The sequence below is a fragment of the Nitrospirota bacterium genome (assembly GCA_016219645.1).
Classification (GTDB): domain Bacteria; phylum Nitrospirota; class Nitrospiria; order Nitrospirales; family Nitrospiraceae; genus Palsa-1315.
Genome location: JACRLR010000007.1, coordinates 42100 through 56232 on the forward strand (window position 1 = coordinate 42100; position 14133 = coordinate 56232).

Genomic DNA, 14133 nt, shown 5'->3' on the forward strand with positions numbered 1-14133 from the left:
GAGCACCTACGCCAACCAGTATGGCCAATCCTCTTGACAACGGCACTGGCATTTGAGAAAAACTCCATATCCCATCACAGTCGGTACTGACCCATGCGATCAGCCCTGTGGCACATCCTTACCCTCGCCCTCTTGGTCGGACTGTTCGACCTCCATGGGCATGCCCTCGACCCATTTCACAGCGGCAAGGCCTATGCAGCAACGAGTACAGCACCTCAAGAGCCTCTTACAAAACCTAAGCGGTCCCATACCTCTCCTGTGCGCCTGTCTCCCACCGGGCTTGGCCTGACCACAATCCAGAATGTCCGGACGGCCAGTGCACCGGGGTGGTCAAGGCTCGTACTCGATCTTGACTCAAAAGCCCGTCCCAACAGACAGCCCCAACTCCAGGCCGAAGGAATAACCATCGAAATTCCCAATACCACCTTGAGCCAATCCGTCAGGGCAAAACTTGCCGCCGGTAAAGTTTCTAGCCACTTCATCATCACGCAGAACTCTGAACGATCGGTTGAGGTGTCTCTCCCGACCGGATCTTTTCAAAGCTATAAGTTACTCTCTCTTGCAAATCCGCATCGGCTGGTCATCGATGTGGTACCGGCCAGTGAGCCTCTGACAGCTCCACTGGGTGAAGCACCAACCGACCGAGGAATTCCACTCCCGACTCCCCCACAACCAACTCAGCCGCGAGCCAAACTGATTAAGACCATCGTGATCGATCCTGGACATGGCGGGCGCGATCCCGGAGCACGTGGGCAGCGCGGGACGGAGGAAAAAGATATTACCCTGAAGGTCGCATTGAAACTGCGCAGCCTTTTGAGCAAACAGCCTGGAGTCCGTGTTCTCATGACACGCGAAGAAGATCAGTTCGTAGAGCTGGAAGACCGGACAAAGTTTGCCAATGGGCAGGAAGCAGATCTCTTTGTCTCGATCCATGTGAATTCCCACCCGCAGCGCTCCATAAAGGGAATCGAAATCTACCACTTTGGGCAGGCAAAGGATCAACGGGCGCTGGAAGTAGCAGCTCGTGAAAACGGGACCCCGCTCAACAGCACCGGTGTGGGATGGGAATATCTCGTTGCCGATCTTTTGACGGCGAAGAAGATCGAGGAATCCCTAGAACTGGCCTGGACCGCCAAAGAAGCCATCGTCAGTAATCTGAACGGCCATTACGCCCTGGTGGATCATGGGGTGAAAACCGCGCCCTTCTATGTGCTCCGCTTCACCAGTATGCCCAGCATCCTGGCTGAGATCGCGTATATCTCGAACTCTGCTGAAGAAGACCTGCTACGAACAGGCCTCTTCACGACGCACGTGGCAGAAGGGCTTATGGAAGGGATCAACACCTTCCTCGCCTCTTCGAAATTTGTTACGCGATGACGTCCCGACTGTTTTATTCCCCCCTTCGATGCCTACAGTCAAACTAGTCTTGGAATACGACGGGACCCGTTACTCAGGCTGGCAGCGCCAACCCGATCATCCTACGATCCAAGAGGCCATTGAACAGGCCATACAACAGGTCAGCCAGAGTGTGACGTCCGTTATCGGCGCAGGCCGCACGGATGCAGGTGTGCATGCACTCGGGCAGGTGGCGAGCTTTCGCACTGAGCGTGATTGGCCCGCGTCCAGTTGGATGCGGGCGCTCAACGCAGTGCTGCCGAAAGACATTGCCGTTTGTTCCACGACCCTCGTCGACCCAGGCTTTCATGCCCAGCATGATGCACGCGGCAAACTCTACCGCTATCGAATCCTTCATCGTCCAACCCGCCCTACTGTCGATCGCGCATTCGTATGGCATATCTATAGGCCGCTGGACGAGGCTGCCATGCAAGAAGCGGCAACGTCGCTGATTGGATCGCAGGACTTTTCATCCTTCGAAGGAGCCCTCACAGACAACAACAATCCCATCTGCCATCTGCAACGACTGACCGTCATCCGCCATGACGACCAGATCCTCATTGAGGCCTACGCCGACCGGTTTCTGAAACATATGGTCCGTGCAATCGTTGGGACGGTGGTCGAAGTCGGGCTAGGCAGGCGAACTCCCGCCAGCCTTACAGAGGTCCTTCGAGCCAGGGATCGGTCTGCAGCGGGCCTGACCGCTCCTGCTCATGGTCTTTTCCTGATGCGCGTAGACTACGAGTAGAAGTCCGCTGGTCTGTCTGGTCTATTCGGTCTGTCTGATGAATCTTGTCGTGGTCGGTTGACCAGAAAGACAGAATAGACATCTTCGACTAGATAGACCGGAGAGACCAGATAGACCAGATCTACCCGCCCTGCCATTCTCGCTTGGCTCTGCCGGGCATAGCGTATCTCGATTCCAGGAATCTCCCCAATAGTATTGCAACCATTTAATGGAGGATACCAAAATAGTTAGAGACAGCTATGCATAGGCATGCTATCTTGTGTGCGCCCCCTCCACTCTCACATTCACGAAAGGAGACCCATATGACACAGACAACCGGCATCGTGGTGGTATCCCTCTTTGTGTCCGGGCTATGCGTTGCGCCGTTTGCCATCGCGGAACCAGGTCAGCAAAACAAAATTGCTGCCTGCAACGCCCATGCGAACGAGAAAGGATTGAGTGAAGGAAAAGGAGAAGAGCGAAAGGCATTCATGCACGAATGCATGTCCGCAAAGCAGGCGAAGGCGGTGAAGGCGGGTGGGACTCAGCAGAACAAGATGAAAACCTGCAATAAAGAAGCAGGCGCAAAGGGCCTCAAGGGCGACGAACGCAGGGCGTTTATGAGCACCTGCCTGTCAAGCTAATGCGAGCGAGGTAAGTTCATCTGGTTTGTTTGGTTCATTTGGTTTGTTTTGTTTGAAGTACCAAAGAAACCAAACAAACTAAAGAAACAAGCAGCACGGGAGCTGGGGACAGGCGCCACCGCGGACGGTGGAGCCTGTCCCCGGGGTAGAAACGGAACATGATCAGCTTGTGCATCGTTCGATCAAACAAACTGCCTGTGCGGCAATCCCTTCTTCACGACCGATCATGCCGATCCCCTCCCCGCTCTTCACCTTCACATTAACAAGATCGGCATCGACCCCGAGCACCTGCGCCATTTGTTTCTGCATGGCTGCCAAGTAAGAACTGAGCCGTGGGGCCTGAGCGATAACGACTGTGTCGACGTTCACGATGCGATAACCCTTCCCTCGCATCTTCCCGACCACATCCTCTAACAGCTTCAAACTCGAAATATCTTTAAACCGCTGATCCGAACTGGGATAGTGCCGGCCCAGATCTCCTTCACCCATTGCGCCAAGCAGGGCGTCACAAAGGGCATGCACCAAGGCATCGGAATCGGAATGCCCCAACAAGCCTTTGCTGTGCGGCACCTCGACCCCGCCAAGAATCAGCTTTCGCCCCTGTCCCAAAGGATGAAGGTCATAGCCGCAACCGATGCGCATGCATTTTCCTTTCGTGAATCGTCACGTGTCCGTCAGCGAGACGGGCGGGACTGGCGCGACAAGCGAGACTTGCTCGTCCTGCTTCTCGCACGTTTCTCGCCAGTCTCGCTCATCTCGCGTCTCTTCAATCGTTCTGCCAGAATCGCTTCCCCGATTACCATGTCTTCCGGCCTCGTCACTTTGATATTCTCTCCGCTTCCCTCGACCACCGAGACCGAATGCCCCAGCCATTCCACTAGGAACGCGTCGTCGGTCGCGCGCACCCCTTCTGAGTGCCCTTTGCTGTGAGCAGACTCGATCCAGTCCCGTCGAAAGGCCTGCGGAGTCTGGGCAAGCCACAAGGGCGTGCGATCGACCGTCCGTTCGATCATCCCGTCGATCCGCACATGCTTCACGGTATCACGCATCGGAAGTGCGACAATCGCCGCTCCCTCTTTCCTTGCCCGAGCCACAACCTCATCGATCATCCGTTGGGTCAGAAATGGACGTACCGCGTCGTGAATAAGCACGATATCCGTGTCAGAGGGAACCTGTGCGAGCGCGTTCCGCACGGAATCCTGTCTCTCCACACCACCCGCGACTACCTTCGTCACTTTGGTGAATCGATGCAGCGCCACGATCTCATTCTCGCAATATGCGATGTCGGCAGATGGCACAGCCAGAATGATCTGGTCGATCACGGAAGCCGCCTGCAACACCCGCAAGGATTGCACGATGAGCGGCTGACCACCGATCGAAAGGAATTGTTTCGGAACAGGGCCTCCCATTCGAAGCCCTCGGCCTGCGGCTGGCACAAGCGCGACTACCAGAGAACCCCGACGGTTTGTCTGGTTTGTTTTGTCTGTTTGGTTGATTTGGTTCATCTCGTCGTTTCGGTGGGCTCGTTCATTTGGTTTGTCTTGTTTATTTGGTCGAACCAAGACTAACCCGGATAAACCCGATGAACCAAATCAACCAAACAACAAAACAAACACGAGAGACAATCAGTTTCTTGCGCTTCATGCTTCACGAACAACGAGCGACTAGGGCCGCAGCGTGAGATAGATCGTTTGGCCTTTCCGCTTGAGCAGCAGGAGGACCGGATGGTCCTTGGCTAAGACAGAAGCTGCTTGTTCATAGGACTTGAGTGACGTGACTGCTTTGCGATTGACTTCGAGAATAATGTCGCCTTCACGTACACCCATCTCCTCCGCATTGCTTCCCGGCTTGATCTTGACCACCACCACGCCACGTTCGATGCCCTTCAACCCATATCGGGCAGCCAGTTCTTCGTTTATCTCCCGCACATCGAGATCCGAGAGCACCCCTGTCGGCACCGCTGATTCCCTGCTCTCCTCTGCGCCTGGCTGGCCCAAGGACTTCGGCTGCTCCACAATTGCAACCTCAATCGTTTTGGGCTTCTTGTCCCGGATCAGCTTGACCGACACCTTCTTCCCGATCGGAGTCTGCGCAACGGCATTTCTCAGATGCGTCGGCGAATCCATGATCTTGCCGTCATATTCAACGATGACATCAGCCCGCTCAAACCCTGCCTTCTTCGCAGGACTATCCGCCAGGACATCGCTGACAAGTACACCCTTCGTGTCAGTAATCCCGAACTGGCTGGCCAACTCGGGAGTCAAATCTTGGATCGAGACGCCGAGCCAGCCACGAACAACCTTGCCTGTCCTGACCAACTGGTCCATGACGGCGCGAGAGAGATTGCTCGGCACTGCAAACCCGATTCCCATACTGCCGCCGCTCTGGCTGAAAATCGCCGTATTGATCCCGACTAATTCGCCCCGCACATTCACGAGCGCGCCCCCGGAATTCCCCGGATTGATCGCCGCATCAGTTTGAATGAAGTCTTCGTATTCGGCAATTCCCATACTGGCTCGTCCAACTGCACTGACGATCCCCATCGTCACGGTCTGGGTGAGCCCGAACGGGCTTCCTACGGCCAACACATATTCCCCGACCTCCAGTTGGTCTGAATCAGCCCAGGGAATAGTCGAGAGCCCCGTCGCCTCGATTTTCACGATCGCGATATCGGTTTTCGCATCGGTGCCGATCAACTTGCCTTTAAACTCCCGTTTGTCCGACAAAAAGACCCTGATCTCATCAGCCTTGTTCACGACGTGATTATTGGTGATGATCAAACCATTGGCTTCCACAATGACCCCGGAGCCTTGGCCCCGCTCTTTCGGCTCTCGATGAGGGGCATCGCGCTTCAAAAATTCATCGCCGAAAAACTTGCGAAAAAACGGGTCATCAAACGGTGAGCCATGAGGACTGTCTCCGGATTTTCCCGTTCGCGTCGCCGCAATGTTGACGACGGCCGGCTTCACCATTTTTGCAATCTCAACGAAATTTTTCCCGTCCCCCCCTCCCATCGGTGGTTGTGGGGCGGTCGCCACTGGCCGAATGATCGGGTTTGGAATCGGCTCAGGCCCGGCGCTGCCGGTCGGCAACCAACCCATGTTGGATGCGATCACAACCCCGATGACGATTCCCCCAGTGACTAACGTAAATGGCACCAGCCATGTTCGCACGAGTTTCATAGGTGATTCCTGCGGTTCATCTCTTGTCGCCCACACGATTTATGCACATCATACACAAATGGCCTGTCCCAACGCATTAGAGGATCTCGCCAGAGTAAATCCCCATGATTGTATTGAGGAATTTCAACGCCTCTGCTTTGGGCCGCTGGAACGAGTTTCGCCCAATGATGGAGCCGAATCCCCCTCCGTCACGAATGGCACGGGCCTCCTCGAAGACATGCGCGTCCTCGCTCTTGGCCCCTCCGGAGAAGATGACAATCCGGCGCCCATCGAACGAACTCTGCACCACATGCCTCACCCGCTCCGCCAATGTGGCAATCGGAATCTTTGTCGATTCGTACACCTTCTTCGCCGCAGCCTGCTCAAGATGCGCGGTAGGGAGTTTGACTTTAATAATATGGGCGCCGAGCTGGGCTGCAATCTGTGACGCATAGGCCACGACATCAATGGCCGTCTCCCCTTCCTTACTGAGCCCCGATCCGCGTGGATACGACCACACGACAACTGCCAACCCGCGGTCCTTGGCCTCTTCTGCAATCTCTCTCAATTGCTCGTACATGGTGTTGCAGTGCGACGAACCGGGATAGATTGTAAACCCCACTGCAGCACAGCCTAATCGCAGCGCATCGTTCACGCTGCCTGTCACGGAAGGCAACGGATCCTTTTCGTCGTGCAACGTATCATGGCTGTTGAGTTTCAGAATGAGCGGGATTTGCCCGGCATAGTGACTCGCCCCTGCCTCCAGAAATCCCAGTGGCGCAGCGTAGGCGTTGCAGCCGGCATCGATCCCCAACTGAAAATGATAGAGGGGATTGTAGCCCCCGGGATTGGGGGCGAAGCTCCGCGCCGGGCCATGCTCAAACCCCTGGTCCACAGGCAGGATCACCAGCTTGCCCATCCCCGCCAGCTTTCCATGGCGCAACAAACGGGCGATGTTCGTCTGTGTTCCCGCATTGTCGCTGCTGTACCAACTCAGGATCTCTTGTACTCGATCAGCCATGCCTCCCCTCCTCTGGATTCGTGATTCGTGAACCGTTATTCGTTAAACGTGAAGCGTCAATCGTCAAGAACCCGGCCACACTTCCCTCGTTTCACGATTCACGGTTCACGATTAACGGCTACCGTCTCCCTTGGATAAATTCCTCTGCGTCGCTGACGTCACCCGCGCTGCCGATCAGCAATGGCACACGCTGGTGCAGCGTCTTTGGTTCGACATCCATAATTCTCAGGGTCCCGGTGCTGGCTCTTCCTCCTGCCTGCTCCACGACCCACGCCAATGGATTAGCTTCGTAGAGTAGCCGAAGCTTGCCCTCCGGCTTGTTCAACTCGCCGGGATAGAGATAGATGCCTCCATCGAGGAGAATCCGGTGTACGTCGGCCACCAGACAGCCCGAATAGCGTCCACCATAGGGCCGCCCTGTGGCTTTATCTTGGACTTTCAGGTAATCCACATATTGTTTTGTGCCAGCTACCCATTTATGAGAGTTGCCTTCGTTCACGCTGTAAACCTTGCCGCGCGCGGGAATATGGACCTGCTCATGAGACAGGAGATACTCACCGATGTCGGGATCCAGTGTAAAGCCATGGACTCCCTGTCCAACCGTATAGACCAGCATGGTACTTGACCCGAAAAGGAGGTAGCCGGCTGCCACCTGCTCCGTTCCTTTGCGGATAAGGTCATCTTCAGCGGGCATCCGCTCTTCGGATGCAGACATCACGACGGAAAAGATCGCGCCGAGCGGCATATTGCAATCCGTGTTCGATGAGCCATCCAGAGGATCGAAGAGCAGCAGGTACTTGGCCTCCGGCCAATTCTCCGAAAACAGAACCGGCTTTTCCATCTCTTCAGAAGCCAGTGCGCAGACAAGCCCGCTCTGGTCAAAGACCTTCAAGAAGGTCTGGTTCGCAATCTCATCGAGTTTCTTGATTGTTTCCCCCTGCACATTTGTCTCACCGGTCGTCCCCAGAATATTGGTGAGCCCGGCGCGTCTGAGATCCTGCGCAAGAAGTTTTCCAACCAGACCGATCTGGGAAAGAAGAGCTGAAAATTCCCCGGTGGCTCCCGGATGATCCGCCTGCTCCAGAGCGATAAATCTGCCTAAAGTAAGAGGAAACTGTCCCATGATAGAGAGGAGTATAGCTGTTTTGACCAGGGCGGGCAACGAAAGGTCTTTTCCTTTATTGGGCTGGTGAAGCGGCCTGCCACCCGCTGACGAGGTCGGCTACAATCGACCCGATGATGATCTTGGCCTTCATGCGAACCGGAATGCGCCGATCGTCAGTGGTAAACCACACCCGGATGTTGCCCTGGTTGAGAAAAAGTCCTTGGAACGGCATGATAACCAACACACGAGCCGTTTCAACTTCCCCCCAGGGGCCGCCGAGAGTCTCAATTTCCTCTACGCGCACCTCTACCTTCCGGTTCTTTTTATCGTGAAATACGTTCATCGTCAGAGATGACCCTGGCTGCAGCGATAACTCGCTGCGCGCATAATAGAGGCAGGAGATGACATCCTGGGTGCCGGGCGGGATCTCCAAGGTTTCGGGCGCTCCGCCTTTGACAGCAGTGACTGTCCCTTTTTTCTGATGAAAAGTGTACTCGATATCCTCTTTCTTCTTCCCTTCCCGCCGCCGAAAGACCAACTGCACAGGAAGCAGCGTGGCAGGATCCATGATCGACTCGACACGGTTATCAACGGGAAAGAATTTGGTGATCGCGGGCCGCGATTGTGCCGTGGTGAGCAATTTCACCAGGGGCCGATCCCCGTCCGTACCGGTATCACTGATAGCCATGACAGCCGTGCCGGCTGTGATATAGAGCCAGGAAATATCGTAGGTCAGCTGCTCACCGGGCTGAATGGCCTGCTTGGAAGCGGTCTCTGCCGCAAGCGCCGTGGAGTCCTGCACCCCCCCAAGGGCAACGCTCAACAACAGGAGAGAGAGGAGGATCAGATTCATGAAAGGCGAGGCAGGCGGGGCGGGTTGATCAGGTTTGTTTGGTTCATCTTGTTTCTTTGGTTTTTCCACTTAGTCTGGTTCAACCAAACAAACGAGACAAACCAAATGAACCAAAGAAACAATCCGTTACTCGTAACCAAGAGCCTGTTGGGCCGCAGTCAGCTCGGCTTCTATAACCCCGCGGATGGCGGCCAACCGCTCCGGCGAGGAGGCTTCAAACCGCAATACGAGAGCCGGCTGGGTATTCGAAGCTCTGATCAATCCCCATCCGTCGTTGAAGGTGGCACGGACTCCGTCGATGGTGACGAGATCGCGGATCACCAGCTTGGCCAGGCCAAGCTCCTGTCGGGTCTTCGCACAGTCTGCCAACCGGTCCTGCACATGCCTGACCAACTCGAATTTGATGGAATCTGACACGTCAACCCGAATCTCCGGAGTGACGGTCGTCTTCGGAAGATCCGCCACCAACGAAGAGAGAGGACGAGTGGTTTTGGCCAGAATCTCTACGAGCCGGCACGAGGCATAGATCGCATCATCGTACCCGAAGTAGCGGTCGGCAAAAAACATGTGCCCTGACATTTCCCCCGCCAAGACCGCCTGTTCACTTTTCATCTTGGTCTTGATCAAGGAGTGGCCGGTCTTCCACATGATCGGTCGCCCCCCCCGTTTCGCAATATCGTCGTAGAGGCTCTGCGACGATTTGACCTCTGAGATGATGGTGCCCCCTGGCTTTGCCACCAGGATATCACGCGCGTAGATCACCAAGAGACGATCGCCCCACAAGACATTCCCCTGTTCATCCACAGTCCCGATGCGATCGGCATCTCCATCATAGCCGATCCCGACATCGGCCTTGTGCTCTCTGACTGCGGCAGTCAGATCGTCAAGATTTTCTAAGACCGTGGGATCGGGATGATGGTTGGGAAATCTTCCGTCGAGATCGCAATAGAGCCCTGTGACCGTGCAACCCAAGAGCTCCAGGGCCTGTTTGGCAACCAAAGCCGCCACACCATTTCCACAGTCGATGACAATGTGCAAGCGCTTGGCGTCAACGTGGGCGAAGCTCTCCTTGATATAGGCCAGATAGTCGGGAATGATAGGATGCTCCAACAGTCTTCCAGTTCCAGAGACAAAAGACCCTTCTTCCATCACAGCCCGAAGCGCCTGAATCTCTTCTCCATGAATCGCCTCTTTCCCAATGCAGATTTTAAATCCATTATATTCAGCCGCATTGTGGCTCCCGGTGATCATGATGCCGCCGTCAATCGGCAGCTGAAACAGCGAAAAATACACGAGTGGGGAGGGACAAATACCGATATCCACGACATCCAATCCACCGGCGAGGAGCCCTCGTACGAGAGCCTTATGGAGTCCAGGTGAACTCAATCGGCCATCTCGCCCGACCGAGATCCTCTTGACCCCACGATTTTTCACATAGGTGCAATAGGCCCGACCAAATTGCTCGGCAATCGACTCGGTCAGCTCTTGTCCGACAATGCCGCGCAGGTCATATTCGCGAAAAAGGCCCATGGGTCTCCGTTAGTCGTGAAGCGTATCTCGTGAAGCGTGAAGCGCTAGAATCAGGCGCGAAACATAACGCGTCCGTCTCCGGAACGAAATACGCTTCACGCTTCACGCTTCACACCCCTTCCATAATCGTCCTGAAACCGCACGATATCGTCCTCGCCAAGATAAGGCCCGTGTTGCACTTCAATAATGTGCAGAACCTCCTGGCCGGGATTTTCCAACCTGTGAGGAGTTTCAACCGGAATCTCTGTGCTATGCCCAACTTTCAGATCGAACAGCTCGTCCCCTCTGGTCACACGGGCTGTTCCCGCAATCACGACCCAGTGTTCGCTGCGCTTGTGGTGCATCTGCAAAGACAGCCGTCCCCCTGGATTCACCGTCACCCGCTTCACCTTGTAGCCGGGACCTTCCTCGAGGACGGTGTAGGAACCCCAGGGCCGATGGACGGTGACATGCTCTAAATGTTCCGGCGCACCTTGATGCTTGAGCACCTCCACCATTTTCTTCACATCCTGGGCTCGGGATTTGGGACAGATGAGCGTGGCATCGGGCGTATCCACGACCACCATGTCCGTCAAACCGATCGTGGCCACAACTCGCCGATCACCATAGAAGATCGATCGCCGGCTGTCGATATCGACCACGCGACCGACCATGACATTGCCGGCCTTATCCTTCGATGCCACCTCATCCAAGCTGCCCCAACTCCCGACATCCGACCATCGAAAGGCGACCGGCACGACCGCAGATTTTGTAGACTTCTCCATGACTCCCGTATCGATCGACACAGAGGGCAATGTTCGATATTCCTCATCGATCGTGGATCGTGATGCATGTTGCTCAATCAAACGGCCGATTTTTTCGATACCTCGAAAAAGAACCGATTGGTGACGACGGATCTCGTCAAGAATTGTTGCGGCACGCCACACAAACATCCCGCTGTTCCAATAGTAATCACCGGCCTTGAGATATTGCGCCGCCTTGGCGGCATCAGGCTTCTCGACGAATCGAGCCACTGGATGCCCTTTGAGCTTGCCCTGTTTCGCCAGGACAGTCCTCCGGTTCGGCTTAATGTAGCCGTAACCTGTTTCAGGTCGGATCGGTTGAATCCCAAAGGTGACCAAAAGTCCCTCTGCTGCAAGATTTGATGCGAGAGACACAGCTGCATCGAAATCGCGCTGGCCTTTCACAATATGATCAGCAGGCACAACCACCATAATGGCATCCGGATCCCGACGGACCAATTCCAACGCCACCAGCGCAATGGCAGGAGCAGTATTGCGCCCTTCCGGTTCAAGTACGAAGTTGTTCCTGAGCGCGTCTTTCCATTCACTCAACTGGACCCGAATGGACTCGGCCTGGGCTGGATTCGTAGAGATCATGACCCGGTCAGGCGCCGAAGCACAGACCACCCTGCGCATGGTCTGCTGAATCAACGTTTCATCTCCCATAATCCGCAACAGCTGTTTGGGAAACAATTGCCGGCTCAGTGGCCAAAACCTCGTCCCGCTCCCGCCTGCCATGATCACGGGATAGAGATGCGAACTCTGTTTGAGGTTCGAGGTTTGAGGTTTGAGGGAGGGCATAAACCGATCTCCTACCCTACGAGCGATTCCCTGAATGCGGAACAGTGACCTTAGACTTTCGACTTTCGACTTTCGATCTTTGCGCTTCCAGAATCATTTCGACAATCTCCCGGACTGCCCCTTCCCCGCCCTTCTTCTGGCAGACATAGTCGACCGCCGCCGCAATCTGTGTCATCCCGTCTGCCGGGCTGGCTGAAAATCCTACTGCCTTCAGCGCCTCAAGGTCGTTGATATCGTCACCGATATAGGCGACCTGGCTCAACGTCAACCCATGGCGCGCCGCCATCTCGCAGATACAAGACAACTTGTCCATCACCCCTTGGTGCAACTCGGGAATCGCGAGTTTTTCAGCCCGCCGCGCCACCAATTTCGTCCGTTCCTGTGTGACAATGGCGGTGATGATTCCAGCCCGCTGCAACAGCTTGATGCCCATCCCATCGCGCGTGTTGAACTTCTTCCACTCATCGCCGGACTCACCATAGTACATGCCTGCGTCCGTCAAGACCCCATCCACGTCGGTCGCAAACAGGCGGATCTGACTGAGCAGCTTGGGTGACACATTCCGGGGACGAGCTGTTTTCTTGGTTGCTGATCGTGGGGCCATGAAGAGGTTTATTTGGTTTCTTTGGTTTCTTTGGTTTTCTCGTTGGTTAGTTGAACAAGGTCAACCAGATGAACAAAACAAACGAAATACACCAGACAAACCATCTCTCTACGTTTCGCTGGCTATCCTAACTGACCGTGCCTAGCGCGGCAAAGTAAAAACCGAAGCTGCCATCCCTTCCCACTTCCCACTTGCTACTTGCTACTTCCTACTCACCACTCACTACCCCGCTCCATACCTCAGAATACTTTCTCCTTGAGCACCCGCAGCAGGTATTGCCCATAGCCATTTTTAGTCAAGGACTGTGCGAGCTTCTCCAGTTGGGCCGCGTCGATCCACCCTTGCCTGTAGGCGATTTCTTCCGGACATGCCACCTTCAAGCCCTGCCGGTTTTCCAATGTGGCGATAAACTGGCTGGCGTCGAGCAACGATTCGTGGGTGCCGGTGTCCAGCCAGGCGTAACCACGGCCCATGATTTCAACGTGGAGCTTGCCTTGCTCCAGATACAAACGGTTGAGGTCGGTAATTTCCAGTTCACCGCGGGGGGAGGGCTTGAGACTTTTGGTCAGATCAACTACTTGCCGATCGTAGAAATACAAACCGGTCACGGCATAGCTGGACTTCGGCTGTTTGGGCTTTTCCTCCAATGAGAGCACTCTACCGCTTGAGTCAAATTCGGCCACGCCGTAACGCTCAGGGTCCTGCACGTGGTACGCGAACACGGTCGCCCCTTCTGAACGGACCATGGCGTTGCCGAGCAGACGGTAGAAGTTATGGCCATAAAAGATGTTGTCGCCCAGCACCAGGGCACAGAGATCATTTCCAATGAACGATTCACCGATGAGGAACGCCTGTGCGAGACCATCGGGTGAAGGCTGCACGGCGTACACGAGATTGAGACCCCACTGCTCACCCCTCCCGAGCAACTGCTCAAACCGCGGGGTGTCCTGTGGCGTGGAAATGATAAGGACATCCCTGATCCCCGCTAGCATCAGAGTGCTGAGCGGGTAATAAATCATCGGCTTGTCGAACACCGGCAACAGCTGTTTGCTGATTGCTAGTGTAGCCGGATGCAATCTGGTACCCGCGCCGCCGGCGAGGATGATGCCTTTCCTGGTAAGTAGTGAGTGGCCAGTAGTAAGTAGGGAGAGGGAAGTTGTGAGTTGCGTCATGTGGTGCTCAATTTCTTGTGCAAACCAGTTAATAATTTTCCGGTGCTATTGGCCAATTCAAACACTTGGTGATCCGGTACGGCGAAGCCAAGCATAACCGCTAGTTGCAATTGGGTTTCCAGTTCAGCCAACGAACCTCGCGATATCCCAATGAAGTTCAAGAACTCCTTTGGACTGTTTCGGCCGGCGCCTTCGGCAATATTGCTCGGTATAGACACAGCTGCTCGCCTCATCTGCTGAGCTAAGCCATAACGCTCTTCTGATGGAAACTCAGATGTCATTTGATAGACAGCCACTACCAACTGCATCGCGTATTTCCAAGCTTCCAGCTGTTCATG

14 protein-coding genes are annotated in these 14133 nt (G+C 55.0%); 3 read left to right on the forward strand and 11 right to left on the reverse strand.

Going from position 1 to position 14133, the window contains the following annotated elements; genetic code table 11:
* Window positions 1-93: 93 nt before the first annotated feature.
* The 3 genes from HZB34_00865 (at window position 94) to HZB34_00875 (ending at window position 2766) form a co-directional block, all read left to right on the forward strand.
* Entirely contained in the window at window positions 94-1377 is a 1284-nt protein-coding gene (locus tag HZB34_00865) for an N-acetylmuramoyl-L-alanine amidase (protein ID MBI5314503.1), read from the forward strand.
* 28 nt (window positions 1378-1405) lie between these two features.
* Window positions 1406-2143 carry a tRNA pseudouridine(38-40) synthase TruA gene (gene truA, locus HZB34_00870; GenBank protein MBI5314504.1) on the forward strand — a complete coding sequence of 246 codons (738 nt, stop codon included), beginning with the start codon at window positions 1406-1408 and terminating at the stop codon, window positions 2141-2143.
* Between the two features lie 302 nt (window positions 2144-2445).
* Entirely contained in the window at window positions 2446-2766 is a 321-nt protein-coding gene (locus tag HZB34_00875; GenBank protein ID MBI5314505.1) for a phosphate starvation-inducible protein PsiF, read from the forward strand.
* A gap of 162 nt (window positions 2767-2928) precedes the next feature.
* On the opposite strand, the gene HZB34_00880 is transcribed toward HZB34_00875, so the two are convergent.
* The 11 genes from HZB34_00880 to HZB34_00930 form a co-directional block, all read right to left on the reverse strand.
* The gene (locus HZB34_00880; GenBank protein ID MBI5314506.1) at window positions 2929-3408 is read right to left on the reverse strand and encodes a 2-C-methyl-D-erythritol 2,4-cyclodiphosphate synthase; all 480 of its coding nucleotides are present in this window, start codon (window positions 3406-3408) and stop codon (window positions 2929-2931) included.
* Window positions 3409-3440: 32 nt separating this feature from the next.
* On the reverse strand, window positions 3441-4175 hold the full coding sequence (gene ispD / locus HZB34_00885; GenBank protein ID MBI5314507.1) for a 2-C-methyl-D-erythritol 4-phosphate cytidylyltransferase: 735 nt from the start codon (window positions 4173-4175) through the stop codon (window positions 3441-3443).
* Between the two features lie 255 nt (window positions 4176-4430).
* Window positions 4431-5948: a DegQ family serine endoprotease gene (locus HZB34_00890; GenBank protein ID MBI5314508.1), complete on the reverse strand. Its 1518-nt coding sequence runs from the start codon at window positions 5946-5948 to the stop codon at window positions 4431-4433.
* A gap of 76 nt (window positions 5949-6024) precedes the next feature.
* Window positions 6025-6948, reverse strand: a complete 924-nt coding sequence (locus HZB34_00895; GenBank protein MBI5314509.1) for a class I fructose-bisphosphate aldolase — start codon at window positions 6946-6948, stop codon at window positions 6025-6027.
* 118 nt (window positions 6949-7066) lie between these two features.
* Window positions 7067-8071, reverse strand: coding sequence for a class 1 fructose-bisphosphatase (fbp, locus tag HZB34_00900; GenBank protein ID MBI5314510.1), 1005 nt, complete (start codon window positions 8069-8071; stop codon window positions 7067-7069).
* A gap of 55 nt (window positions 8072-8126) precedes the next feature.
* Entirely contained in the window at window positions 8127-8906 is a 780-nt protein-coding gene (locus HZB34_00905; GenBank protein ID MBI5314511.1) for a DUF3108 domain-containing protein, read from the reverse strand.
* A gap of 126 nt (window positions 8907-9032) precedes the next feature.
* Window positions 9033-10436 carry a phosphomannomutase/phosphoglucomutase gene (locus tag HZB34_00910; protein MBI5314512.1) on the reverse strand — a complete coding sequence of 468 codons (1404 nt, stop codon included), beginning with the start codon at window positions 10434-10436 and terminating at the stop codon, window positions 9033-9035.
* A 95-nt stretch (window positions 10437-10531) separates the two neighbouring features.
* On the reverse strand, window positions 10532-12019 hold the full coding sequence (locus HZB34_00915; protein ID MBI5314513.1) for a mannose-1-phosphate guanylyltransferase/mannose-6-phosphate isomerase: 1488 nt from the start codon (window positions 12017-12019) through the stop codon (window positions 10532-10534).
* A 16-nt stretch (window positions 12020-12035) separates the two neighbouring features.
* Window positions 12036-12548 carry an HAD hydrolase family protein gene (locus tag HZB34_00920; protein ID MBI5314514.1) on the reverse strand — a complete coding sequence of 171 codons (513 nt, stop codon included), beginning with the start codon at window positions 12546-12548 and terminating at the stop codon, window positions 12036-12038.
* A 314-nt stretch (window positions 12549-12862) separates the two neighbouring features.
* The gene (rfbA, locus tag HZB34_00925) at window positions 12863-13795 is read right to left on the reverse strand and encodes a glucose-1-phosphate thymidylyltransferase RfbA (protein MBI5314515.1); all 933 of its coding nucleotides are present in this window, start codon (window positions 13793-13795) and stop codon (window positions 12863-12865) included.
* The gene (locus tag HZB34_00930) at window positions 13792-14103 is read right to left on the reverse strand and encodes a four helix bundle protein (GenBank protein MBI5314516.1); all 312 of its coding nucleotides are present in this window, start codon (window positions 14101-14103) and stop codon (window positions 13792-13794) included. Before HZB34_00930 ends, rfbA begins: the two co-directional genes overlap by 4 nt.
* Window positions 14104-14133: the final 30 nt, after the last annotated feature.